This is a genomic window from Streptococcus sp. KHUD_017 (genome assembly GCF_054861245.1).
The window spans coordinates 849,789-870,700 of sequence record NZ_CM142175.1; the positions used below are offsets into that span (position 1 = coordinate 849,789).

General features: G+C 37.8%; 22 protein-coding genes. 15 read left to right on the forward strand and 7 right to left on the reverse strand.

Features of this window, described 5'->3' with window-relative positions; all coding sequences use genetic code 11:
* The first annotated feature begins 182 nt into the window (after positions 1 to 182).
* The 12 genes from ACVAMZ_RS04180 (at position 183) to lacG (ending at position 11,402) form a co-directional block, all read left to right on the forward strand.
* Entirely contained in the window at positions 183 to 659 is a 477-nt protein-coding gene (locus ACVAMZ_RS04180; protein WP_461685125.1) for a PTS sugar transporter subunit IIA, read from the forward strand.
* Positions 660 to 699: 40 nt separating this feature from the next.
* On the forward strand, positions 700 to 1,005 hold the full coding sequence (locus tag ACVAMZ_RS04185; protein ID WP_006151856.1) for a PTS sugar transporter subunit IIB: 306 nt from the start codon (positions 700 to 702) through the stop codon (positions 1,003 to 1,005).
* 49 nt (positions 1,006 to 1,054) lie between these two features.
* On the forward strand, positions 1,055 to 2,530 hold the full coding sequence (locus ACVAMZ_RS04190) for a PTS galactitol transporter subunit IIC (RefSeq protein ID WP_461685126.1): 1,476 nt from the start codon (positions 1,055 to 1,057) through the stop codon (positions 2,528 to 2,530).
* Between the two features lie 95 nt (positions 2,531 to 2,625).
* On the forward strand, positions 2,626 to 3,519 hold the full coding sequence (locus ACVAMZ_RS04195) for an aldose 1-epimerase family protein (protein ID WP_461685127.1): 894 nt from the start codon (positions 2,626 to 2,628) through the stop codon (positions 3,517 to 3,519).
* A gap of 259 nt (positions 3,520 to 3,778) precedes the next feature.
* Positions 3,779 to 4,204: a galactose-6-phosphate isomerase subunit LacA gene (gene lacA / locus ACVAMZ_RS04200; protein ID WP_000029280.1), complete on the forward strand. Its 426-nt coding sequence runs from the start codon at positions 3,779 to 3,781 to the stop codon at positions 4,202 to 4,204.
* 29 nt (positions 4,205 to 4,233) lie between these two features.
* Positions 4,234 to 4,749 (forward strand): galactose-6-phosphate isomerase subunit LacB, encoded by a 516-nt coding sequence (gene lacB / locus ACVAMZ_RS04205; protein ID WP_001216925.1) that lies wholly within the window; start codon positions 4,234 to 4,236, stop codon positions 4,747 to 4,749.
* Positions 4,750 to 4,759: 10 nt separating this feature from the next.
* Positions 4,760 to 5,689 carry a tagatose-6-phosphate kinase gene (locus ACVAMZ_RS04210; protein WP_461685128.1) on the forward strand — a complete coding sequence of 310 codons (930 nt, stop codon included), beginning with the start codon at positions 4,760 to 4,762 and terminating at the stop codon, positions 5,687 to 5,689.
* 1 nt (position 5,690) lies between these two features.
* Positions 5,691 to 6,671 (forward strand): tagatose-bisphosphate aldolase, encoded by a 981-nt coding sequence (gene lacD, locus ACVAMZ_RS04215; protein WP_368910195.1) that lies wholly within the window; start codon positions 5,691 to 5,693, stop codon positions 6,669 to 6,671.
* 231 nt (positions 6,672 to 6,902) lie between these two features.
* A complete protein-coding gene (locus tag ACVAMZ_RS04220; protein WP_414266268.1) occupies positions 6,903 to 7,739 on the forward strand; it encodes a PRD domain-containing protein in 837 nt (278 codons plus the stop codon).
* A 34-nt stretch (positions 7,740 to 7,773) separates the two neighbouring features.
* The gene (locus ACVAMZ_RS04225; protein ID WP_247912375.1) at positions 7,774 to 8,091 is read left to right on the forward strand and encodes a PTS lactose/cellobiose transporter subunit IIA; all 318 of its coding nucleotides are present in this window, start codon (positions 7,774 to 7,776) and stop codon (positions 8,089 to 8,091) included.
* Entirely contained in the window at positions 8,091 to 9,782 is a 1,692-nt protein-coding gene (locus ACVAMZ_RS04230) for a lactose-specific PTS transporter subunit EIIC (RefSeq protein ID WP_461685129.1), read from the forward strand. The genes ACVAMZ_RS04225 and ACVAMZ_RS04230 overlap by 1 nt, the downstream gene beginning before the upstream one ends.
* A gap of 213 nt (positions 9,783 to 9,995) precedes the next feature.
* Positions 9,996 to 11,402, forward strand: a complete 1,407-nt coding sequence (gene lacG, locus ACVAMZ_RS04235) for a 6-phospho-beta-galactosidase (protein ID WP_461685130.1) — start codon at positions 9,996 to 9,998, stop codon at positions 11,400 to 11,402.
* Between the two features lie 39 nt (positions 11,403 to 11,441).
* On the opposite strand, the gene ACVAMZ_RS04240 is transcribed toward lacG, so the two are convergent.
* From ACVAMZ_RS04240 to nrdH, 4 genes are all read right to left on the reverse strand, one after another.
* Positions 11,442 to 12,209, reverse strand: a complete 768-nt coding sequence (locus tag ACVAMZ_RS04240) for a DeoR/GlpR family DNA-binding transcription regulator (RefSeq protein WP_461685131.1) — start codon at positions 12,207 to 12,209, stop codon at positions 11,442 to 11,444.
* Between the two features lie 130 nt (positions 12,210 to 12,339).
* Positions 12,340 to 13,302 carry a class 1b ribonucleoside-diphosphate reductase subunit beta gene (gene nrdF, locus ACVAMZ_RS04245; RefSeq protein WP_006148574.1) on the reverse strand — a complete coding sequence of 321 codons (963 nt, stop codon included), beginning with the start codon at positions 13,300 to 13,302 and terminating at the stop codon, positions 12,340 to 12,342.
* Between the two features lie 137 nt (positions 13,303 to 13,439).
* Entirely contained in the window at positions 13,440 to 15,599 is a 2,160-nt protein-coding gene (gene nrdE / locus ACVAMZ_RS04250; protein ID WP_461685132.1) for a class 1b ribonucleoside-diphosphate reductase subunit alpha, read from the reverse strand.
* A gap of 69 nt (positions 15,600 to 15,668) precedes the next feature.
* Entirely contained in the window at positions 15,669 to 15,887 is a 219-nt protein-coding gene (nrdH, locus tag ACVAMZ_RS04255) for a glutaredoxin-like protein NrdH (protein ID WP_036757515.1), read from the reverse strand.
* Between the two features lie 360 nt (positions 15,888 to 16,247).
* On the opposite strand from nrdH, the gene ACVAMZ_RS04260 reads away from it, so the two are divergent.
* The 3 genes from ACVAMZ_RS04260 to udk all read left to right on the forward strand — a co-directional run bounded on the left by ACVAMZ_RS04260 (position 16,248) and on the right by udk (position 19,009).
* Positions 16,248 to 16,511 carry a phosphocarrier protein HPr gene (locus ACVAMZ_RS04260; protein ID WP_000146952.1) on the forward strand — a complete coding sequence of 88 codons (264 nt, stop codon included), beginning with the start codon at positions 16,248 to 16,250 and terminating at the stop codon, positions 16,509 to 16,511.
* A gap of 4 nt (positions 16,512 to 16,515) precedes the next feature.
* Positions 16,516 to 18,249, forward strand: a complete 1,734-nt coding sequence (gene ptsP / locus ACVAMZ_RS04265) for a phosphoenolpyruvate--protein phosphotransferase (RefSeq protein ID WP_036757512.1) — start codon at positions 16,516 to 16,518, stop codon at positions 18,247 to 18,249.
* A 121-nt stretch (positions 18,250 to 18,370) separates the two neighbouring features.
* A complete protein-coding gene (udk, locus tag ACVAMZ_RS04270; RefSeq protein WP_004253618.1) occupies positions 18,371 to 19,009 on the forward strand; it encodes a uridine kinase in 639 nt (212 codons plus the stop codon).
* Between the two features lie 34 nt (positions 19,010 to 19,043).
* On the opposite strand, the gene ACVAMZ_RS04275 is transcribed toward udk, so the two are convergent.
* Genes ACVAMZ_RS04275 through coaB form a run of 3 tightly spaced genes read right to left on the reverse strand, consistent with a single transcriptional unit; the run spans position 19,044 to position 20,843 of the window.
* The gene (locus ACVAMZ_RS04275) at positions 19,044 to 19,607 is read right to left on the reverse strand and encodes an ECF transporter S component (protein WP_049496359.1); all 564 of its coding nucleotides are present in this window, start codon (positions 19,605 to 19,607) and stop codon (positions 19,044 to 19,046) included.
* Positions 19,591 to 20,142 (reverse strand): phosphopantothenoylcysteine decarboxylase, encoded by a 552-nt coding sequence (gene coaC / locus ACVAMZ_RS04280; protein WP_225750295.1) that lies wholly within the window; start codon positions 20,140 to 20,142, stop codon positions 19,591 to 19,593. Before coaC ends, ACVAMZ_RS04275 begins: the two co-directional genes overlap by 17 nt.
* 14 nt (positions 20,143 to 20,156) lie before the next feature.
* Positions 20,157 to 20,843, reverse strand: coding sequence for a phosphopantothenate--cysteine ligase (gene coaB, locus ACVAMZ_RS04285; protein WP_461685133.1), 687 nt, complete (start codon positions 20,841 to 20,843; stop codon positions 20,157 to 20,159).
* Positions 20,844 to 20,912 lie beyond the last annotated feature (69 nt).

The window sequence follows — 20,912 nt, forward strand, 5'->3', positions numbered from 1 at the left end:
AAAAACAGGATCTGTATCCTGTTTTTTTATTTACCTTTACTTAAATCTATGTGTAATAGTTTTTTTGTTCAAAATCAAACAAAAAAAATAAAAATCAAACAAAATACAACAAAAAATATTGACAACGGTTTCATATAGTGTTATACTTGTATCATAAAAGTTAGATATGAAAGGAGAAGGTCATGGGATTAGATCATTTCTTCAGCAAAGACTTAGTCTTTTGTCTAGAAGCGGATAATCAAGAGCAGCTATTTGATCAAGTTGCAACCCTATTAGAAGAAAAGAAAGTTGTTACGGATACCTATCGATCGGCATTGATTGAACGTGAAAAAATGTTCCCAACCGGTTTAGATATGGATTTTCTTGGGAAGGACTTGCCGAATGTAGCAATCCCTCACACAGACACGATTCATAATTTAACTGAAAACGTTGTTGTGGTTCGCTTAGCGAAACCAGTAACATTCCACAATATGATTGCTCCTGACAAGGAAGTAGAAGTATCATTACTCTTCTTTATCATCAATAATTCAAGTTCAAGTCAAACAAATATTCTTGCTCAATTGATGGACTTCTTTACAGGTGACGGTCATCTTGAAGCACTGTCTAAAATTACAGAGCCTGAAGCTATGTTCCAATATATCTTAGAAGCAACTGCTTAATTTATTAATAAATAGAAAATAAAAAATGGAGGAAATCCAAATGATTAAAATTCTTGCTGCATGTGGTGCAGGTGTTAACTCAAGCCACCAAATTAAAAGCGCTCTAGAAGAAGAGCTTTCAAGCCGTGGATACGACGTACAGTGTGACGCAGTTATGGTTAAAGATGTCAACGAAGACTTAATTAAAGGTTATGATATCTTCACACCTATCGCTGCGACTGATTTAGGTTTTGATCCTGGTATTCCAGTTGTTGAAGCTGGACCTATCTTGTTCCGTATTCCAGCGATGAGCGCTCCAGTCTACGACAATATTGAAGCAGCAATCAAAGAACACGGATTAAGTTAATTATAATTTTGTTAATATTCCATAACACATCATAAAGGGAGGAAAAATTATGGATTTCATTATTGAGTTGGCCAATAAAGTATTCAAGCCAATCTTGGATATGGGTGGCCCAATCATCATGCTGATCATTTTGACAGTATTGGCTTTACTATTTGGAGTGAAATTCTCCAAAGCACTTGAAGGTGGTATTAAACTTGCCATCGCCCTTACTGGTATCGGTGCTATCATCGGAATGCTTAACGGAGCTTTCTCAGCTTCTCTTGCAAAATTCGTTGAAAATACTGGTATTCAATTGACCATCACTGACGTCGGTTGGGCACCACTTGCTACAATCACTTGGGGTTCTGCCTGGACACTTTACTTCTTGCTTGTGATGTTGATCGTCAACGCTGTGATGCTTGCAATGAAGAAAACTGATACACTTGACGTTGATATCTTCGATATCTGGCACTTGTCTATCACAGGTCTTTTGATTAAATGGTATGCTGACAACAATGGAGTTAGCCAAGGAGTTTCGCTCTTTATCGCGACTGCAGCAGTTGTTCTTGTTGGGGTTCTTAAAATCATTAACTCTGACTTGATGAAACCTACATTTGATGACCTACTTAACGCACCAAGTTCATCACCAATGACTTCAACTCACATGAACTACATGATGAACCCAGTTATCATGGTTTTGGATAAGATTTTTGACAAACTCTTCCCAGGTCTTGATAAATACGACTTCGACGCTGCTAAACTAAACAAGAAAATCGGTTTCTGGGGTTCTAAATTCTTCATCGGTTTCATTCTTGGTATTGTTATCGGTTTGATGGGAACTCCACATCCAGTTGCTGGTGTAGAAGGCGCTGATAAATGGGAACTTGTTATTAAAGGTTGGTTGTCACTTGGTTTGATTGCCGGTGTCTGCTTGGAGCTATTCTCACTCATCGGTTCATGGTTTATCGCAGCCGTAGAACCACTTTCACAAGGTATTACAAACGTTGCTACTAAACGTCTTCAAGGACGTAAATTCAACATCGGTCTTGACTGGCCATTTATCGCTGGTCGTGCTGAAATCTGGGCTTGTGCGAACGTACTTGCACCAATCATGTTGGTTGAAGCAGTACTTCTTTCAAATGTCGGAAATGGTATCTTGCCACTTGCTGGTATCATCGCAATGGGTGTGACTCCAGCTCTCTTGGTAGTTACTCGTGGTAAATTGCTCCGTATGATTATCTTTGGAACACTCTTGTTGCCACTCTTCCTTCTTTCAGGTACACTTATCGCACCATTCGCAACTGAACTTGCTAAAGGTGTAGGAGCCTTCCCAGAAGGTGTAAGCCAAACTCAACTCATTAGTCACTCAACTCTTGAAGGACCAATCGAAAAACTTCTTGGTTGGGCAATTGGTAACGCTACAACTGGTGATATCAAAGCTATCCTTGGCGCATTAGTATTCCTTGTATTCTACGTTGGTATCTTTGCATGGTACAGAAAACAAATGATCAAACGTAACGAAGAATACGCAGCAAACGCAAAATAATTTGCTCCTAAAAATGTAAATTGTAAAAACTAGGTTGTCAGTTTCCACTATGGAGCAGTCAGCCTAGTTTTTTTAAAAAAATGGAGGTAAGACTTATGATTGTATTAAAATCAGATCATTTAGATGTTGAGTTTCAAACTCTTGGAGGTGCCCTTTCTTCCATAAAGGACAAGGAAGGCGTAGAGTATTTGTGGCAGGGAGATCCAACTTATTGGAGTGGTCAAGCTCCTGTTTTATTTCCAATTTGTGGGTCTGTTAGAAATGATACGGTCCTTTATGATAAGGAAGATGGTAGTCAAAAAGAAGGAAAAATCCCTCGACATGGCTTAGTAAGAAAAAAAGAATTTACATTAGTAGAACAAACAGAACATTCTGTGACTTTTGCTATTGAAGATGACGAAGAAATGTATGCAAATTACCCTTATCATTTTCGTTTAGAAATAACTTATACAGTGACAGGTAAAATCATACGTACACAGTATAAGATCTATAATAAAGAATCTGAAAAGAGTATGCCATACTTTATCGGTGGACACCCTGGTTTTAATTGTCCATTACTTGAAGATGAGGTATATGAAGATTACTATCTTGAATTTGAAAAGCCAGAAACTTGTACAGTTCCCAAACCATTCCCAGAAACAGGAATGCTAGATTTTAAAGATAGAAGTTCTTGGTTAGAAAATCAAAAAGAAATAGACTTAAATTATGACTTCTTTAGCTACGATGCTGTCACTTTAGACAATTTAGAATCTCGTTCTGTATCCTTGAAGTCTCGCAAACATGATAAAGGTTTAAAACTACATTTTGAAGAGTTTCCAAATTTAATCGTATGGTCAACTCTTAATAAAGGTCCTTTTATTGCCTTGGAACCATGGTCAGGTTTGTCTACTTCGCTCGAAGAAGGAGATAGACTGGAAGATAAGAAAGATGTTAAAGTTCTGAAACCTGGCGAATTTGATCAGCTTGGATTTGATATCGAAATTTTATAAAAAATAAACAAAAACAAACATAAAATGTTGACTTTTCCAACTAATAGTAGTATATTATGTTTATAAAGAACAATTTGTGTTTATTTTAACAAATTTATTGTTTTAGTTTTTCTCTGAAGAAAACTCGTTAAGAATGAAAGAAGTATTCATTCTTAATTTAAAATAGTGTCAAAAAAACTACTAGTGATTTTTTGAAAAGGTGATTTTAACTGAATTCAAAAATTTTTACTAGTCTATAATAAAAAAAGGAGTATACAATATGTCTATTGTTATTGGTGCAGATGCTGCAGGTTTAAGATTGAAAGAGGTTGTAAAAGACTTCTTGGAAAAAGAAAACTTCCACGTTGTGGATGTCACAGCAGAAGGTCAAGACTTCGTTGATGTAACTCTTGCAGTTGCTGAAGAAGTCAAGAAAGAAGAACAAAACCTTGGTATTGTAATCGATGCTTATGGTGCAGGTCCATTTATGGTAGCGACTAAGATTAAAGGAATGGTTGCTGCAGAAGTTTCTGACGAACGTTCAGCTTACATGACTCGCGGTCACAACAACTCACGTATGATTACGATGGGAGCTCAACTTGTTGGGGACGAATTGGCTAAGAACATTGCTAAAGGCTTTGTAAATGGTAAGTACGACGGAGGTCGTCACCAAATTAGGGTCGACATGTTGAACAAAATGTGCTAATTTTTATATTGAATGAAAGGTAAGATAAAATGAGAATTGCAATTGGATGTGACCACATCGTAACAAATGAAAAAATGGCTGTTTCAGAATTTTTGAAATCAAAAGGACATGAAGTTATCGACTTTGGTACTTATGACCACGCTCGTACCCACTATCCAATCTTTGGTAAAAAAGTTGGTGAAGCAGTAGTTAGTGGCCAAGCTGATCTTGGTGTATGTATCTGTGGTACTGGTGTAGGTATCAATAATGCTGTTAACAAGGTTCCTGGTGTTCGTTCTGCTTTGGTTCGCGATATGACAACAGCTTTATATGCAAAAGAACAATTGAATGCCAATGTTATCGGATTTGGTGGTAAAATCACTGGTGAATTGCTCATGTGTGATATCATTGAAGCTTTCATCAACGCTGAATACAAACCATCAGAAGAAAACAAAAAATTGATCGCTAAAATCCAACACGTTGAAACTCATAACGATCATCAAACTGATGCCAACTTCTTTACAGAGTTCCTTGAAAAATGGGATCGTGGTGAATACCACGACTAAGAGGTGACTTATGATTTTAACAGTCACAATGAACCCATCCATTGATATTTCCTATCCTTTGGATGAACTGAAAATCGACACTGTCAACCGTGTGGTGGATGTCACTAAAACGGCTGGTGGTAAAGGTCTTAACGTTACTCGTGTCCTATCGGAATTTGGTGACTCCGTAGTCGCAACAGGACTTGTCGGTGGTAAACTTGGTGATTTTTTAGTAGAAAATATTGATGATAAAGTAAGCAAACGTTTCTTCTCTATTCAAGGTGAAACCCGTAACTGTATCGCAATTCTACATGGAGAAAACCAAACAGAAATCCTAGAAAAAGGTCCTGAAGTTCAAGAAAAAGAAGGTCAAGATTTCTTGGCTCATTTCAAAGAACTTTTAGAGACTATAGAGGTAGTGGCTATTTCAGGTAGTCTACCTGCAGGACTTCCAGTTGATTACTATGCTAGTTTAGTTGAACTTGCGAACCAAGCTGGTAAACCTGTTGTCTTGGACTGTTCAGGAGCTTCACTTCAAGCGGTTCTTGAATCTCCACATAAGCCAACAGTTATCAAACCAAATAATGAAGAATTATCTCAACTTTTAGGAAGAGAAATTTCTAAAGACTTGGATGAATTAAAAGAAGTCCTTCAAGAACCACTATTTGATGGAATCGAGTGGATTATCGTTTCCTTAGGTGCTAACGGAGCATTCGCTAAACATGGTAACACTTTCTACAAAGTAGATATTCCAAGAATTCAAGTAGTAAATCCAGTCGGTTCTGGCGATTCTACAGTGGCAGGTATTGCTTCAGGTCTTTTCCATAAAGAAATGGATCAAGAACTATTGATCAAGGCAAATGTCCTTGGTATGCTTAATGCTCAAGAAAAAATGACCGGTCATGTCAATATGGCTAACTATCAAGGTCTATATGACCAATTAATTGTAAAAGAGGTATAAAATGGTTTTAACAGAAAATAAACGCGCTTGTATGCAAAAACTCTCTGATGAAAATGGTATCATCTCAGCTCTCGCCTTTGACCAACGTGGTGCTTTGAAACGCCTCATGGCTCAATACCAAACAGAAGAGCCAACAGTTGCTCAAATGGAAGAACTTAAAGTATTGGTAGCAGATGAATTGACTAAATATGCTTCATCTATGCTACTTGACCCTGAGTACGGACTTCCAGCTACAAAAGCTCTTGATCCAAATGCTGGTCTTCTCCTTGCTTATGAGAAAACAGGATACGATACAACAAGTACAAAACGCTTGCCAGACTGCTTGGATGTTTGGTCTGCAAAACGTATCAAAGAAAAAGGTGCAGATGCCGTTAAATTCTTGCTTTACTATGACGTAGATAGCTCTGACGAACTCAATCAACAAAAACAAGCCTACATTGAACGTATTGGTTCTGAGTGTGTAGCTGAAGACATTCCATTCTTCCTTGAAATCTTGGCTTACGATGAAAAGATTGCGGACGCAGGTTCTGCAGAATACGCTAAAGTAAAACCACGCAAGGTTATCGGTGCTATGAAGGTCTTCTCAGACCCACGCTTTAATATCGATGTCTTGAAAGTGGAAGTTCCAGTTAACGTGAAATACGTTGAAGGATTTGGCGATGGCGAAATCGTTCACACACGTGAAGAAGCAGCAGACTTCTTTAAAGCTCAAGACGAAGCTACTAACTTGCCATACATCTACTTGAGTGCAGGTGTATCAGCTAAGCTTTTCCAAGAAACTCTTGTATTTGCGCACGAATCAGGTGCAAACTTCAATGGTGTTCTTTGTGGACGTGCAACATGGGCTGGATCAGTTGAAGCTTATATCAAAGACGGTGAAGCAGCTGCTCGCGAATGGCTTCGTACAACTGGTTTTGAGAACATCGATGAACTCAACAAAGTTCTTAAAACAACAGCAACTTCATGGACCGAACGTGTGTAAATTTCCACCCTTTTTATGTTCTAAAACCCAGCAAAAAACTTTTAAAAAAAGTTGTATGTAAAGGTTTACAAAACAAAAATCTTGTGCTATACTTAAGTCACAAGTTAATAAGAGTGAGTGTTACTAAGTAATATTAGGCATGATCACAGATGACTCAGAAATTTATTTTCAGGGTCATTTGTGGTCATTTTTTATGCTCTAGCTCTTAAATGAGAGAACAAGGAGGTCGACATGTATCGGATATTAAATCCAATGAATAACAATGTTTCTCTTGTGCGGAATAGCAAGGGAGAGGAGTTGATCGTAGTCGGTAAGGGTATTTCGTTTGGTAAGAAGAAGGGAGATTTGATTTCTGAGGATCAGGTTGAAAAAGTCTTTCGGATGAAGACTGAAGAATCTCGAGAAAATTTTATGACTCTACTCAAGGATGTTCCGTTAGACTTTATTACCGTTACTTATGAAATTATCGATAATCTTTCAAAAAAATACCAATATCCTATTCAAGAGTACCTCTACGTAACCTTGACAGACCATATCTATTGTTCTTATCAAGCGATTAGCCAAGGACGTTATAAGGATAGTAATTTACCTGATATTTCAAAGGAGTATCCTATTGCTTTTCAAATAGCTCAAGAGTCTTTTGAAATCTATAATAGTAAACTATCTGGTAATTTACCAAAGGATGAAATAAAAAGAATAGCCTACCACTTTATTAATGCCGAGGGTGAGAATGAGGTAGAAGTTGCAGAAGCTATTGATAAGAGAAAGGAAATCATAAAGAGGGTTGAGAGTCTTCTCAGGAGCTATGACATTCAAAGAACCCATGAAAATAATAATTTCTACGATCGTTTTATGATTCATCTAAATTATTTCTTGGATTACCTTGATCGAAGTCGGGATGATAATCAATCCTTGCTTGATATGGAAGAACATATCAAAACTACATATCCAAAAGCATTTGAAATTGCTAGCAAAATTTATGAAGTCATTGCTCAGGAAACTGGGGTAGACCTTTATAAGAGTGAACGAGTTTACCTTGTTCTACATATTCAACGTTTATTGTCATAAAATTTACTAAAAATTATATAAGGAGAAATCTATCATGAATAGAGAAGAAGTAACATTGTTAGGTTTTGAGATTGTTGCCTATGCTGGCGATGCTCGTTCAAAACTCTTAGAAGCTCTGAAAGCTGCTGAAGCTGGTGATTTTGCAAAAGCGGACGCTCTGGTAGAGGAAGCTGGTAGCTGTATTGCTGAGGCCCACCACGCGCAAACAAGTCTATTGACTAAGGAAGCTGCAGGTGACGATTTGGCTTATAGCGTGACCATGATGCATGGCCAAGATCACTTGATGACAACTATTTTGCTAAAAGATTTGATGCATCATTTAATTGAACTTTATAAAAGAGGAGCTAAATAATGAATAAGTTAATTGCCTATATCGAGAAAGGAAAGCCTTTCTTTGAAAAACTATCTCGAAATATCTATCTTCGTGCTATTCGTGATGGATTTATCGCTGGAATGCCTGTCATTCTATTCTCAAGTATTTTTATCTTGATTGCCTTTGTGCCTAATTCATGGGGATTCCAGTGGTCAGATGATGTAGTGGCACTATTGATGAAACCTTATAGCTATTCAATGGGTATTCTCGCACTTTTGGTTGCTGGTACAACTGCTAAATCTTTAACAGACTCTGTTAACCGTAGCATGGAAAAAACTAACCAAATCAACTATATGTCAACTCTATTAGCTGCTATTGTTGGGTTATTGATGTTGGCAGCTGACCCAATTGAAGGGGGCTTTGCAACAGGTTTCCTCGGAACAAAAGGTTTGCTTTCAGCTTTTCTAGCAGCCTTTGTGACTGTAGCAATCTATAAGGTTTGTGTGAAGAATAATGTTACTATTCGAATGCCTGACGAAGTTCCACCAAATATCTCACAGGTCTTTAAAGATGTTATTCCATTTACGCTTTCTGTCGTTTCCCTATACGGTCTTGACTTACTTGCTCGTCATTTTGTTGGTGCAAGCGTAGCAGAATCAATCGGTAAATTCTTTGCGCCTCTATTCTCAGCAGCAGACGGTTATGTTGGTATTACGATTATTTTCGGTGCCTTTGCATTCTTCTGGTTTATTGGTATTCACGGCCCATCTATCGTTGAGCCTGCGATTGCAGCGATCACTTATGCAAATGCTGAAGTCAACTTGAACCTTCTTCAACAAGGTATGCACGCTGATAAGATCCTTACATCTGGTACACAAATGTTTATCGTTACTATGGGTGGTACAGGGGCAACTCTTGTGGTTCCATTCATGTTTATGTGGTTATGTAAATCGAAACGAAATCGTGCTATTGGACGCGCTTCAGTAGTTCCTACATTCTTTGGTGTAAACGAACCAATCTTGTTTGGTGCACCACTTGTTTTGAACCCGATCTTCTTTATCCCATTCATCTTTGCACCAATTGCAAACGTATGGATCTTTAAGTTCTTTATTGAAACACTTGGCATGAACTCATTTACTGCCAACCTTCCATGGACTACACCAGGACCTCTTGGTATTGTTCTTGGTACAAACTTCCAGTTCTTATCATTCGCTCTTGCAGCATTGTTAATTGTAGTAGATATTGCTATCTACTATCCATTCCTCAAGGTTTATGATGAACAAATTCTTGAAGAAGAACGTTCAGGTAAAGCTAATGATGAATTAAAAGATAAAGTAGCTGCAAACTTTAACACTGCAAAAGCAGATGCTATTCTTGCAAAAGCTGGAGTAGAACCAGCACAAAATACTATTACTGAAGAAACAAACGTCCTCGTTCTTTGTGCGGGTGGAGGAACAAGTGGTCTTCTTGCCAATGCTTTGAATAAAGCCGCAGAAGAGTATAAAGTTCCAGTTAAAGCTGCAGCAGGTGGCTATGGAGCCCACCGTGAAATGTTACCAGAGTTTGATCTTGTTATCTTAGCACCACAAGTTGCTTCAAACTTTGAGGATATGAAAGCTGAAACTGATAAATTAGGTATCAAACTTGCTAAGACAGAAGGTGCACAGTACATCAAGTTAACACGTGATGGTAAAGGCGCTCTCGCATTCGTTCAGGCGCAATTCGATTAACGATAGGGACTGTGAAACAGTCTCCTATCGTAACGGAAATCGCTATGGCGATTTTCCTAATCGCCTTGTTAATTCGTCGGTAAAAATATATCGTTTTTACCTCCTCATGTCACAATTCGGTGGCTTGGAACAAAAAGTGAGATGGAGATGGATGGCTCACTAACTCCTCTCCCCTCACTTTTCATTTTATCCAATCAAGAAATAGGTGAAAAAATGACAAAAACACTTCCTAAAGATTTTATTTTTGGTGGCGCAACTGCAGCTTATCAGGCAGAAGGTGCGACTCATACAGACGGTAAAGGACCTGTTGCATGGGACAAATACTTAACTGACAACTATTGGTATACTGCTGAACCAGCAAGTGATTTCTACCATAAATATCCAGTAGACTTACAGTTGGCTGAAGAATATGGCGTAAACGGAATTCGTATTTCTATTGCTTGGTCACGTATTTTCCCAACTGGTTATGGTGAAGTTAATCCAAAAGGGGTAGAATTCTATCATAAGTTATTTGCAGAATGTCACAAGCGCAATGTAGAACCTTTTGTAACCCTTCATCACTTCGACACACCAGAAGCTCTTCACTCAAATGGAGATTTCTTGAATCGTGAGAATATGGACCATTTCGTTGATTATGCAGCCTTCTGTTTTGAAGAATTCCCAGAAGTCAACTACTGGACAACCTTCAATGAAATTGGCCCAATAGGTGATGGTCAATACTTAGTAGGAAAATTCCCTCCAGGGATTCAGTATGATCTTGCTAAAGTTTTCCAATCACACCACAATATGATGGTTTCTCATGCGCGTGCTGTGAAATTGTACAAAGACAAAGGGTATGAAGGTGAAATTGGAGTTGTGCACGCTCTTCCAACTAAGTATCCTTTGGATCCAGAAAATCCAGCAGACGTACGTGCGGCTGAATTGGAAGATATCATCCACAACAAGTTTATTCTAGATGCAACCTACCTTGGACACTATTCAGGTGCAACCATGGAAGGTGTAAACCACATTCTTTCAGTTAATGGTGGTGAATTGGATCTTCGTGACGAAGACTTTTCAGCGCTTGAAGCAGCTAAAGATTTGAACGACTTCCTTGGAATTAACTACTACATGAGTGACTGGATGGAAGCCTTTGATGGTGAAACTGAAATCATCCACAATGGTAAAGGGGAAAAAGGAAGCTCTAAGTACCAAATTAAAGGTGTTGGACGTCGTGTAGCTCCTGACTATGTACCTCGTACTGACTGGGACTGGATTATCTACCCTCAAGGTTTGTATGACCAAATCATGCGCGTCAAGAAAGACTATCCAAACTACAAGAAAATCTATATCACAGAAAACGGACTTGGATATAAAGATGAATTTGTGGACAACACTGTTTACGATGATGGCCGTATTGATTATGTGAAACAACATTTGGAAGTATTGTCTGATGCGATTACCGATGGTGCAAACGTCAAAGGATACTTCATCTGGTCACTCATGGACGTCTTCTCTTGGTCAAATGGTTACGAAAAACGTTATGGACTCTTTTATGTAGATTTCGAAACTCAAGAGCGTTATCCTAAGAAATCAGCTCATTGGTATAAGAAAGTAGCTGAAACAGGCCTTATTGAGTAGATTTAACGATAAAAAAAGTCTCACCAATGGTGAGACTTTTTAAGGTGTCGATTTAATAATCTTTGTTTGTTTGGACAAAGTTTTTAGGGTTTCTTGGCTAAGTTTTGAATCTGAAATAATCGTATCAATATCAGCGATATTATAGAAAGTATAAAAATCAAACTTATTAAATTTACTGTGGTCAGCAAGAAGAATCTTTTTATTAGCATTATTTAATGCTAGCTTTTGGACTTCGCCTTCATCTTCGCTAAAAGTAGCGATAGCATGATCTTTTATACCATTGCAACTAACAAAAGCTTTAGAGTATTGAAGACTTTCGATATCTTGGAGCGTTAAGGTTCCGACAAAGGCACCGGTGATTTCTCGATAATTTCCACCAATCAAAATTAAATCAGTCAGTTTTCGTTCATTCAAGATAATGAAAACAGGAAGGCTATTTGTTACCACACGAATATTATCTATCGGAAGTTCACGCGCAAAGGACTCAAGAGTAGTACCTGGACCGATAAAAATCGTTTCTCTTTCTTCGACTAAATGACCAGCAAATTTTGCAATTTCTTGTTTTTCAGCAATCTGAAGACCTTGTTTTTCGACATTCGAGCGTTCATTTGCTAATAGAGAACCAGAACGAAGTTTTTCAGCACCTCCATGCACTCGAACAAGTAGATCCTTGTCAGCTAACTCTTGCAGATAACGTCGAGCAGTCATATCAGAAATATCTAAACGATTCATTATTTCTTTGACTGTGATGGTTCCTCTTGTATTGACAATCTCTAAAATCATATCTAGTTTTTCTTGTTTTAGCATTGAATCACCCCCATATCCAATAACATTTTATCACATTTTAAACATCTAAGCAACTTAAATAAAACAAAAATAAACAAAAACAAAAAACATCTGTGTTTGTTTTTAACTCAGATGTTTTTATATTTTTTAATTAGTCTAATCCGTAATTATAATCATCGTCCTGCATAGCTTCAACTTCACCAAGTAGATATCCGTTACCAACTTGAGAGAAGAAGTCGTGGTTGGATGTACCAGTTGAAATCCCGTTCATAACAATTGGGTTTACATCGTCAGCTGAGTCAGGGAAGAGAGGATCTTGTCCTAGGTTCATAAGAGCTTTATTGGCGTTGTAGCGAAGGAAAGTTTTCACTTCTTCAGTCCAACCAACACCATCATATAAACTCTCTGTATAACCTTCCTCATTTTCATAAAGTGTGTAAAGAAGGTCGTACATCCAGTCTTTTAACTTTTCTTGCTCTTCTTCTGGTAATTCGTTGAAACCAAGTTGGAATTTATAACCAATATATGTTCCGTGAACTGACTCGTCCCGAATGATGAGTTTGATGATTTCAGCAACGTTTGCCAACTTGTTATTTCCTAGATAGTAGAGTGGAGTGAAGAAACCAGAGTAGAAGAGGAAGGTTTCAAGGAATACACTAGCTACTTTCTTTTCAAGTGGTGTTCCGTTAAGGTAAATCTCATTGATGATTTGTGCCTTTTTCTGAAGATATGGGTTTGTATCAGTCCATTCAAAGATTTCTTCAATCTCAGTCTTTGTATTCAAGGTTGAGAAAATAGAAGAATAAGATTTAGCGTGGACAGATTCCATAAATTGGATGTTGTTAAAAACAGCTTCTTCGTGAGGAGTACGAATATCAGCGCGAAGAGCATTTACCCCTGTTTCAGACTGCATGGTATCCAAAAGTGTCAAACCGCCAAAGACTTTTCCTACCAAGTCTTTTTCTTGATTTGATAACTTTCTCCAGTCATCTAAGTCATTAGATAAGGGAATACGTGTATCCAACCAAAATTGTTCAGTTAGTTTTTCCCAGGTTGATTTATCGATGACATCTTCGATAGCATTCCAGTTAATGGCTTTGTAGTAAGTTTCCATTACAAATCTCTTTCTTTTGATTTTATTAAAATAGTGATGAATGTTCTATCCTTGTGTGATTGGGTTACCGCACAAAAAGTCGGTACTCCGACTTTTTGATGTTACCTTATCTTTGTAAACAAGATTTTAGTGAGATTTTAAATCACACAGCTTTCACATTGGTTAGCACCAACTTCACCGCCGTCATCTGTGTAGGTACGAACGTAGTAGATAGACTTAATGCCCTTGTTAAAGGCGTAGTTACGAAGGATAGATAGGTCACGTGTTGTTTGTTTGTTCTCTTTCTTCCATTCGTAAAGACCTGTTGGGATATCACTACGCATGAAGAGAGTAAGTGAAAGCCCTTGGTCTACGTGCTCAGTTGCAGCAGCATAGACATCGATAACTTTACGCATATCCATGTCATAGGCAGAAGTGTAGTAAGGAATAGTTTCAGTTGATAATCCTGCAGCAGGATAGTAAATCTTACCAATTTTCTTCTCTTGACGTTCTTCAATACGTTGAGTAATTGGGTGGATAGAAGCAGACACGTCATTGATGTAGCTGATAGAACCATTCGGCGCTACAGCAAGACGGTTTTGGTGGTAAAGTCCATCTGATTTAACTTTATCACGAAGTTCAGCCCAATCAGCTGCAGACGGGATAAAGATTCCTTCAAAGAGTTCTTTAACACGATCAGATTTTGGAACAAATTGACCAGACGTGTACTTATCGAAATAAGAACCATTTGCATAGTCTGATTTCTCAAAGTTGTGGAAGGTAATACCACGTTCACGTGCAATATTGTTTGATTCTACCAAAGTCCAGTAATTCAAAAGCATAAAGTAGATGCTTGTAAATTCAACAGACTCAGGAGATCCATATTCGATTAATTGCTGAGCAAGATAGCTGTGAAGCCCCATAGCACCAAGTCCAAATGTATGAGCTTGGTTATTTCCGTGGTCGATAGTTGGAACAGCAACGATGTGAGAGCTATCTGTTACAAAGGTCAAAGCGCGAACCATTGCACGAATAGAACGTCCAAAGTCAGGTGATGTCATCATATTTACAACGTTGGTTGAACCAAGGTTACATGAAACGTCAGTACCCATTTGAAGGAATTCTTGCGCATCGTTGATAAGACTTGGTTCTTGGACTTGAAGAATTTCTGAACACAAGTTACTCATGATAATCTTACCATCGACAGGATTTGCACGGTTAGCAGTATCGATATTGACTACGTAAGGATAGCCAGATTCTTGTTGCAATTTAGAAATTTCTGTTTCCAAATCACGGGCCTTAATTTTTGTCTTACGGATGTTTGGATTTGCCACCAATTCATCGTATTTTTCTGTGATATCGATGTAGTTAAAAGGTACACCATACTCTTTTTCAACAGAATAAGGACTGAAGAGGTACATTTCCTCGTTCTTACGTGCTAATTCGTAGAATTTATCTGGTACCACAACACCAAGTGAAAGAGTCTTGACACGAACTTTTTCATCAGCATTTTCTTTCTTAGTAGAAAGGAAAGCAATAATGTCTGGGTGGAAGACGTTAAGGTAAACAACCCCAGCCCCTTGACGTTGACCAAGTTGGTTAGAGTAAGAGAAGCTGTCTTCGAAAAGCTTCATAACTGGTACGACACCAGAAGCAGCACCTTCATACCCTTTGATAGGCGCTCCAGCTTCACGAAGGTTGCTGAGGGAAATTCCGACCCCACCACCGATACGTGAAAGTTGAAGAGCAGAGTTGATAGAACGTCCAATAGAGTTCATATCATCTGTTACCTGAATCAAGAAACAGGATACCAATTCACCACGACGTGCACGGCCTGCATTCAAGAAAGAAGGTGTAGCAGGCTGGTAACGCTGGTGGATGATTTCATTGGCAATATCAATTGCGATAGCTTCGTCACCATCAGCAAAGTAAAGAGCGTTAAAGAAGACACGGTCTTCCATGCTCTCAAGATAGTACTCTCCATCATTAGTTTTCAAGGCATATTGATTGTAAAACTTGTATGCTGCCATGAAAGACTTGAATTGGAAGTTTTGATCCTTAATAAATTGGTAAAGCTCTTCTAAGAATTCTGGACGATATTTCTTGATAAACGCTGTTTCGATATAGTCTTGTTTAATAAGGTAATCGATTTTATCAGTGATAGAATCAAAAACCATAGAATTTGGTACAACATTTTCTTTAAAGAAAGCATCCAAGGCTTCTTTATCTTTGTGGAGCATGATTTGTCCATTAACAGGACGGTTGATTTCATTATTTAGGCGGAAGTAAGTTACATCCTCAAGTTGTTTTAATCCCATAAAATTTCCTTTAATTCATTACAAAAGAAAGGCTTCTAAGATTGACATAGAAGCTTTTAATCCTGATACTTAAGCAAGTTCTTTAAGTTTTGCTGGTTGGAAACCAGAGAAAACTTCAGTTGGTGTTTGAATGATAGGAGCAGCATTGAAGCCTAGCTCTTTAACTTGTTCAATAAATTCAGGTTGTTCATCAAGATTGATTTCGCGATATGCGATCTTGTTACTATCTAAGAATCGTTTGGTCATTTTACATTGAACACAATTGTTTTTAGAATAAACGGTTACCATTCTGTAACTCCTCTTTCAAAATTTAATTACTTCTTAAGTATATCAGAAAAAAAATCTTTGTCAACGAAGAAAAACTAAATATTGTAGATTTTTTTCAGATGAGAGTTATCCAAACACAATATATAGTAATTGTAAAAAATAAAACCCATAAATAACAGCGTTTTCTTAATGTTAAAATTACAAAAAACTACATGATGTATTTTGATACATAAAATAGAAGATTTTCAGCAAGTTATCTGAAAGGAAAAAGAAGAAATCCCATAAAATACTTGAAAAAAATCCTAGAAGGTGATATAATACCAAATTGTAAGGGTTATCAGATATAACTCAAAAAGAAAACATTTAAAGGAGAGTCAAATTATGGCTTCTAAAGATTTCCACGTAGTGGCAGAAACAGGTATTCACGCACGTCCAGCAACATTGTTGGTACAAACTGCTAGCAAATTTGCTTCAGATATTACTCTTGAGTACAAAGGTAAATCAGTTAACCTTAAATCTATCATGGGTGTTATGAGCCTTGGTGTTGGTCAAGGTGCTGACGTTACAATCACTGCTGAAGGTGCAGACGCTGATGACGCTATCGCTGCTATCTCAGAAACAATGGAAAAAGAAGGATTGGCATAAGGATATGACAGAAATGCTTAAAGGAATCGCAGCATCTGATGGTGTTGCAGTTGCTAAAGCATATCTACTCGTTCAACCGGATTTATCATTCGAGACTATTACAGTCGAAGATACAAATGCAGAAGAGGCTCGTTTGGATGTTGCTCTTGAAGCTTCTCAAAACGAGCTTTCTCTTATCCGCGAGAAGGCTGTAGGTACGCTTGGTGAAGAAGCGGCGCAAGTATTTGACGCTCACTTGATGGTTCTTGCTGACCCTGAATTGATCGGTCAGATTAAAGAAACAATTCGTGCTAAGAAAGTAAATGCAGAAGCAGGTCTGAAAGAAGTTACAGACATGTTTATCACAATCTTTGAAGGCATGGAAGACAACCCATACATGCAGGAACGTGCAGCGGATATTCGCGACGTTACCAAACGTGTTTTGGCAAATCTTCTTGGCAAGAAACTGCCAAACCCAGCTTCAATCAATGAAGAAGTGATTGTGATTGCACATGACTTGACTCCGTCTGATACTGCTCAATTGGACAAAAACTTTGTAAAAGCTTTTGTAACAAACATTGGTGGACGTACAAGTCACTCAGCTATCATGGCTCGTACACTTGAAATTGCAGCTGTATTGGGTACAAACAACATCACTGAACTTGTAAAAGATGGTGACATTTTGGCTGTTTCAGGTATTTCAGGTGAAGTTGTTATCAACCCAACTGAAGAACAAATTGCAGAATTCAAAGCAGCTGGTGAAGCTTACGCTAAACAAAAAGCTGAATGGGCTCTTTTGAAAGATGCTAAAACTGTTACTGCTGATGGTAAACACTTTGAGTTAGCAGCTAATATCGGTACACCTAAAGACGTTGAAGGTGTGAACGAAAATGGTGCTGAAGCTGTTGGTCTTTATCGTACAGAATTCTTGTACATGGATTCTCAAGATTTCCCAACAGAAGACGACCAATACGAAGCTTACAAAGCAGTTCTTGAAGGTATGAACGGTAAACCTGTTGTCGTTCGTACAATGGATATCGGTGGGGATAAAGAACTTCCTTACTTCGATCTTCCTAAAGAAATGAACCCATTCTTGGGTTACCGTGCTTTGCGTATCTCTATCTCTGAAACTGGTAACCAAATGTTCCGTACACAATTGCGTGCATTGCTTCGTGCATCTGTTCACGGTAAATTGCGTATCATGTTCCCAATGGTTGCTTTGTTGAAAGAGTTCCGTACTGCTAAAGCTATTCTTGAAGAAGAAAAAGCAAAATTGGTTGCTGAAGGTGTTGCTGTTGCGGATGATATCCAAGTTGGTATCATGATTGAAATTCCTGCTGCAGCTATGCTTGCAGACCAATTTGCTAAAGAAGTTGATTTCTTCTCAATCGGTACAAACGACTTGATCCAATACACAATGGCTGCTGACCGTATGAACGAACAAGTTTCATACCTTTACCAACCATATAACCCATCGATTCTTCGTTTGATTAATAATGTTATCAAAGCAGCTCACGCTGAAGGTAAATGGGCTGGTATGTGTGGTGAGATGGCTGGTGACCAAACTGCTGTTCCACTTCTTGTCGGAATGGGATTGGACGAGTTCTCAATGTCAGCTACTTCAGTACTTCGTACACGTAGCTTGATGAAGAAACTTGACACAGCTAAGATGCAAGAATACGCTAACCGTGCTCTTACTGAATGTTCAACAATGGAAGAAGTTCTTGAACTCTCTAAAGAATACGTTAACTTTGATTAAAAACATTAAAACCTTGTAGAACTAAACTACAAGGTTTTTTTGTACTATTATTTAAAAAGTCCACCTGTAAAATTTTCTAAAAATATGGTAAAATAGACAAAGGAAAAATACGGAGGCAACTATGCAAAACAGACCAATCATTATCGGAGTAACAGGGGGATCTGGTGGAGGAAAAACCAGTGTTTCTAAAGCAATTTTATCGCATTTTCCCAACGAAAAAATTGCCATGATTGAGCATGATTCCTACTATAAAGATCAATCTCATTTAACCTTTGAAGAACGTATTAAGACTAATTATGACCATCCTTTTGCTTTTGATACTGACTTGATGATTGCGCAAATCAAAGAATTGTTGGCGGGGCGTCCTGTTGATATTCCTACATATGATTATGCTGCCCATACAAGAAGCTCGAAAACCTATCGTCAAGAACCTCAAGATGTCTTTATTGTTGAAGGAATTTTGGTTTTGGAAGACAAACGTCTTCGTGATTTGATGGATATCAAGATTTTCGTTGATACAGATGATGATGTCCGTATCATTCGTCGTATTAAGCGTGATATGGAAGAGCGTGGTCGTAGTTTGGATAGCGTTATTGATCAGTATCTTGGCGTCGTAAAACCTATGTATCATCAATTTATCGAGCCAACAAAGCGTTATGCAGATATCGTTATTCCAGAAGGAGTGACAAATACAGTAGCTATTGATTTATTGACAACAAAGATTGAAAAGATTTTAGAAGAAGCTCGTTTAGCCCAGTAATAGAAATAAAAAACTGTATCTCTTGATACAGTTTTTATTGTTTAATTTTTTCAAGTCTCGGAACAATGACGAGAGTTAAGAGGGCTGAGATAATTAATTCTGCGATTGAATTTGTTGAGATAACAGTCGCTAATAGTTTTTGAATATTTCCGTCAAAAACATTACCAAAGAGAAAGAAGATACCGCCTAAGACAAAAACTGTATTCGTGAGTGAACCAAGTGCACCTGCAAAGATGAGTCCAGCTCTTCCCTTTAGTAGTTTATAGACGAAATAAGGGGTCAAACCGATTAAGATACGAGGAACAATTGCGATCACAACTGAATAGAAGTTACCATTTGGTACAAATGGTGAGAAGAGATAGCTTGTTGGCAGGATTGTGAGAGTATTAACCGTTAAGCTAAGCATTCCCATCAAGAAACCTAAGGTTGCGCCGATTCTTGGTCCGTAGATAATACTTGCAATAATTACTGGAATGTGAACGATGGTTGGTTTGATTGGAAAGGGAAGTACATTAAATAAAATCGAGCTTAGTAAATGAATAACAATCATAATAGCAAAAAAGATAGCGATTGGAGCAATATTAGAGCGTTTGTTCATGAATTTTATCCTTTATTTCTTGTAAAATAGTTTCGAGATCAGCGAGAGCACCACGACCTGTATCCCCACAGGCCAGTAGAGAATCTTTGGGAGAAATAATTGTATAACCATAATCTTCTAAAGTTTTAAGATTAGCTTGGGTCGCAGGGTGGTCATACATCTTTGTGTTCATAGCTGGAGCCAATAGTTTGGGTACAAAGTGTGGCAAAGCAAGAGCTGTAGCAGTCACCATATTGTCAGCAAAACCGTGAGCTAATTTAGCGATTGTATTGGCTGTCGCAGGAACTACGATAAATAAATCTGTTTCTTTTCCTATTTGAATGTGATTCACTTGATCTGGAAAAGGTTCGTGCATGACATCGAGATGTACAGTATTTTGAGATAGTACTTGTAAAGTTAATGGCTGAATGAATTCTGTTGCTGACTGAGTCATAAGAACAGTAACAGAATGCCCCTGTTTTTTTAAAGAACTAACTAGGTCAACTGTCTTGTATGCAGCAATAGATCCTGTAATAGCGAGTGTAATACGGGCCATAAAATCCCTTTCTTTTAGTCATAACTTTTGATTTTCTCGAGGAGTAAATCAGCAATTTCATGTTTACTCATAGCAGTTTGGAAAGAATTTTTTTCAACTAAGTAAGCCTTATGTTGCTCGCTACTAATCTGAGTAAGGTCGTTTGCGACAATTAAATCAGCTTGGTTCTTTTCAAGACTTTCCCGAGCAATTTGAATCAGATGTTCCTGGCTGACATCAACCAGTAATTTAAATCCAATCAGATGAATGTTAGGATTCCATTCTTTAACCAGAGATATGATTTTTGGATTTTTCTTGAGAAATAGAACCTGAACGTCTTCCTTAGATGAGATTTTTGTTTCCTGATTTTTCTTATCTAAAAACTCCGTTAAATCTTGACTAGCTTCAATCTCATTAAAACTAGCCATATAGACAGGAGTGTAATCTGATACAGCCATAGAATGGATTAAGACTTGGTAATCCGTAACCTTATCTTTCATGACTTGCAGCAAATCATCTGTATTTTTAATTTCGATGATGGTCAAGTTTGGATGACTAACTGGCTTAACTGCCTGAAGAGTGGTAATCAAACAAACTTCATGGCCAGCCTTTAGAAGAGTTTCGGTGATAATTTTTCCAAGTTTACCGGAAGAGTGATTGGTAATAGAACGAACTCTATCAATTTTTTCACTTGTACCACCAGAAGTAACTAAAATTTTCATAGAACTATTGTACAAAAAAATGAGCATTAAGTAAAATGAAAGCGATGTAATATAATTAAGAATTATAAC

Coding starts and splice junctions, on each gene's coding strand:
- ACVAMZ_RS04180 (WP_461685125.1), top strand. CDS start 183: ATGGGATTAGATCATTTCTTCAGCAAAGACTTAGTCTTTTGTCTAGAA.
- ACVAMZ_RS04185 (WP_006151856.1), top strand. CDS start 700: ATGATTAAAATTCTTGCTGCATGTGGTGCAGGTGTTAACTCAAGCCAC.
- ACVAMZ_RS04190 (WP_461685126.1), top strand. CDS start 1,055: ATGGATTTCATTATTGAGTTGGCCAATAAAGTATTCAAGCCAATCTTG.
- ACVAMZ_RS04195 (WP_461685127.1), top strand. CDS start 2,626: ATGATTGTATTAAAATCAGATCATTTAGATGTTGAGTTTCAAACTCTT.
- lacA (WP_000029280.1), top strand. CDS start 3,779: ATGTCTATTGTTATTGGTGCAGATGCTGCAGGTTTAAGATTGAAAGAG.
- lacB (WP_001216925.1), top strand. CDS start 4,234: ATGAGAATTGCAATTGGATGTGACCACATCGTAACAAATGAAAAAATG.
- ACVAMZ_RS04210 (WP_461685128.1), top strand. CDS start 4,760: ATGATTTTAACAGTCACAATGAACCCATCCATTGATATTTCCTATCCT.
- lacD (WP_368910195.1), top strand. CDS start 5,691: ATGGTTTTAACAGAAAATAAACGCGCTTGTATGCAAAAACTCTCTGAT.
- ACVAMZ_RS04220 (WP_414266268.1), top strand. CDS start 6,903: ATGTATCGGATATTAAATCCAATGAATAACAATGTTTCTCTTGTGCGG.
- ACVAMZ_RS04225 (WP_247912375.1), top strand. CDS start 7,774: ATGAATAGAGAAGAAGTAACATTGTTAGGTTTTGAGATTGTTGCCTAT.
- ACVAMZ_RS04230 (WP_461685129.1), top strand. CDS start 8,091: ATGAATAAGTTAATTGCCTATATCGAGAAAGGAAAGCCTTTCTTTGAA.
- lacG (WP_461685130.1), top strand. CDS start 9,996: ATGACAAAAACACTTCCTAAAGATTTTATTTTTGGTGGCGCAACTGCA.
- ACVAMZ_RS04240 (WP_461685131.1), bottom strand. CDS start 12,209: ATGCTAAAACAAGAAAAACTAGATATGATTTTAGAGATTGTCAATACA.
- nrdF (WP_006148574.1), bottom strand. CDS start 13,302: ATGGAAACTTACTACAAAGCCATTAACTGGAATGCTATCGAAGATGTC.
- nrdE (WP_461685132.1), bottom strand. CDS start 15,599: ATGGGATTAAAACAACTTGAGGATGTAACTTACTTCCGCCTAAATAAT.
- nrdH (WP_036757515.1), bottom strand. CDS start 15,887: ATGGTAACCGTTTATTCTAAAAACAATTGTGTTCAATGTAAAATGACC.
- ACVAMZ_RS04260 (WP_000146952.1), top strand. CDS start 16,248: ATGGCTTCTAAAGATTTCCACGTAGTGGCAGAAACAGGTATTCACGCA.
- ptsP (WP_036757512.1), top strand. CDS start 16,516: ATGACAGAAATGCTTAAAGGAATCGCAGCATCTGATGGTGTTGCAGTT.
- udk (WP_004253618.1), top strand. CDS start 18,371: ATGCAAAACAGACCAATCATTATCGGAGTAACAGGGGGATCTGGTGGA.
- ACVAMZ_RS04275 (WP_049496359.1), bottom strand. CDS start 19,607: ATGAACAAACGCTCTAATATTGCTCCAATCGCTATCTTTTTTGCTATT.
- coaC (WP_225750295.1), bottom strand. CDS start 20,142: ATGGCCCGTATTACACTCGCTATTACAGGATCTATTGCTGCATACAAG.
- coaB (WP_461685133.1), bottom strand. CDS start 20,843: ATGAAAATTTTAGTTACTTCTGGTGGTACAAGTGAAAAAATTGATAGA.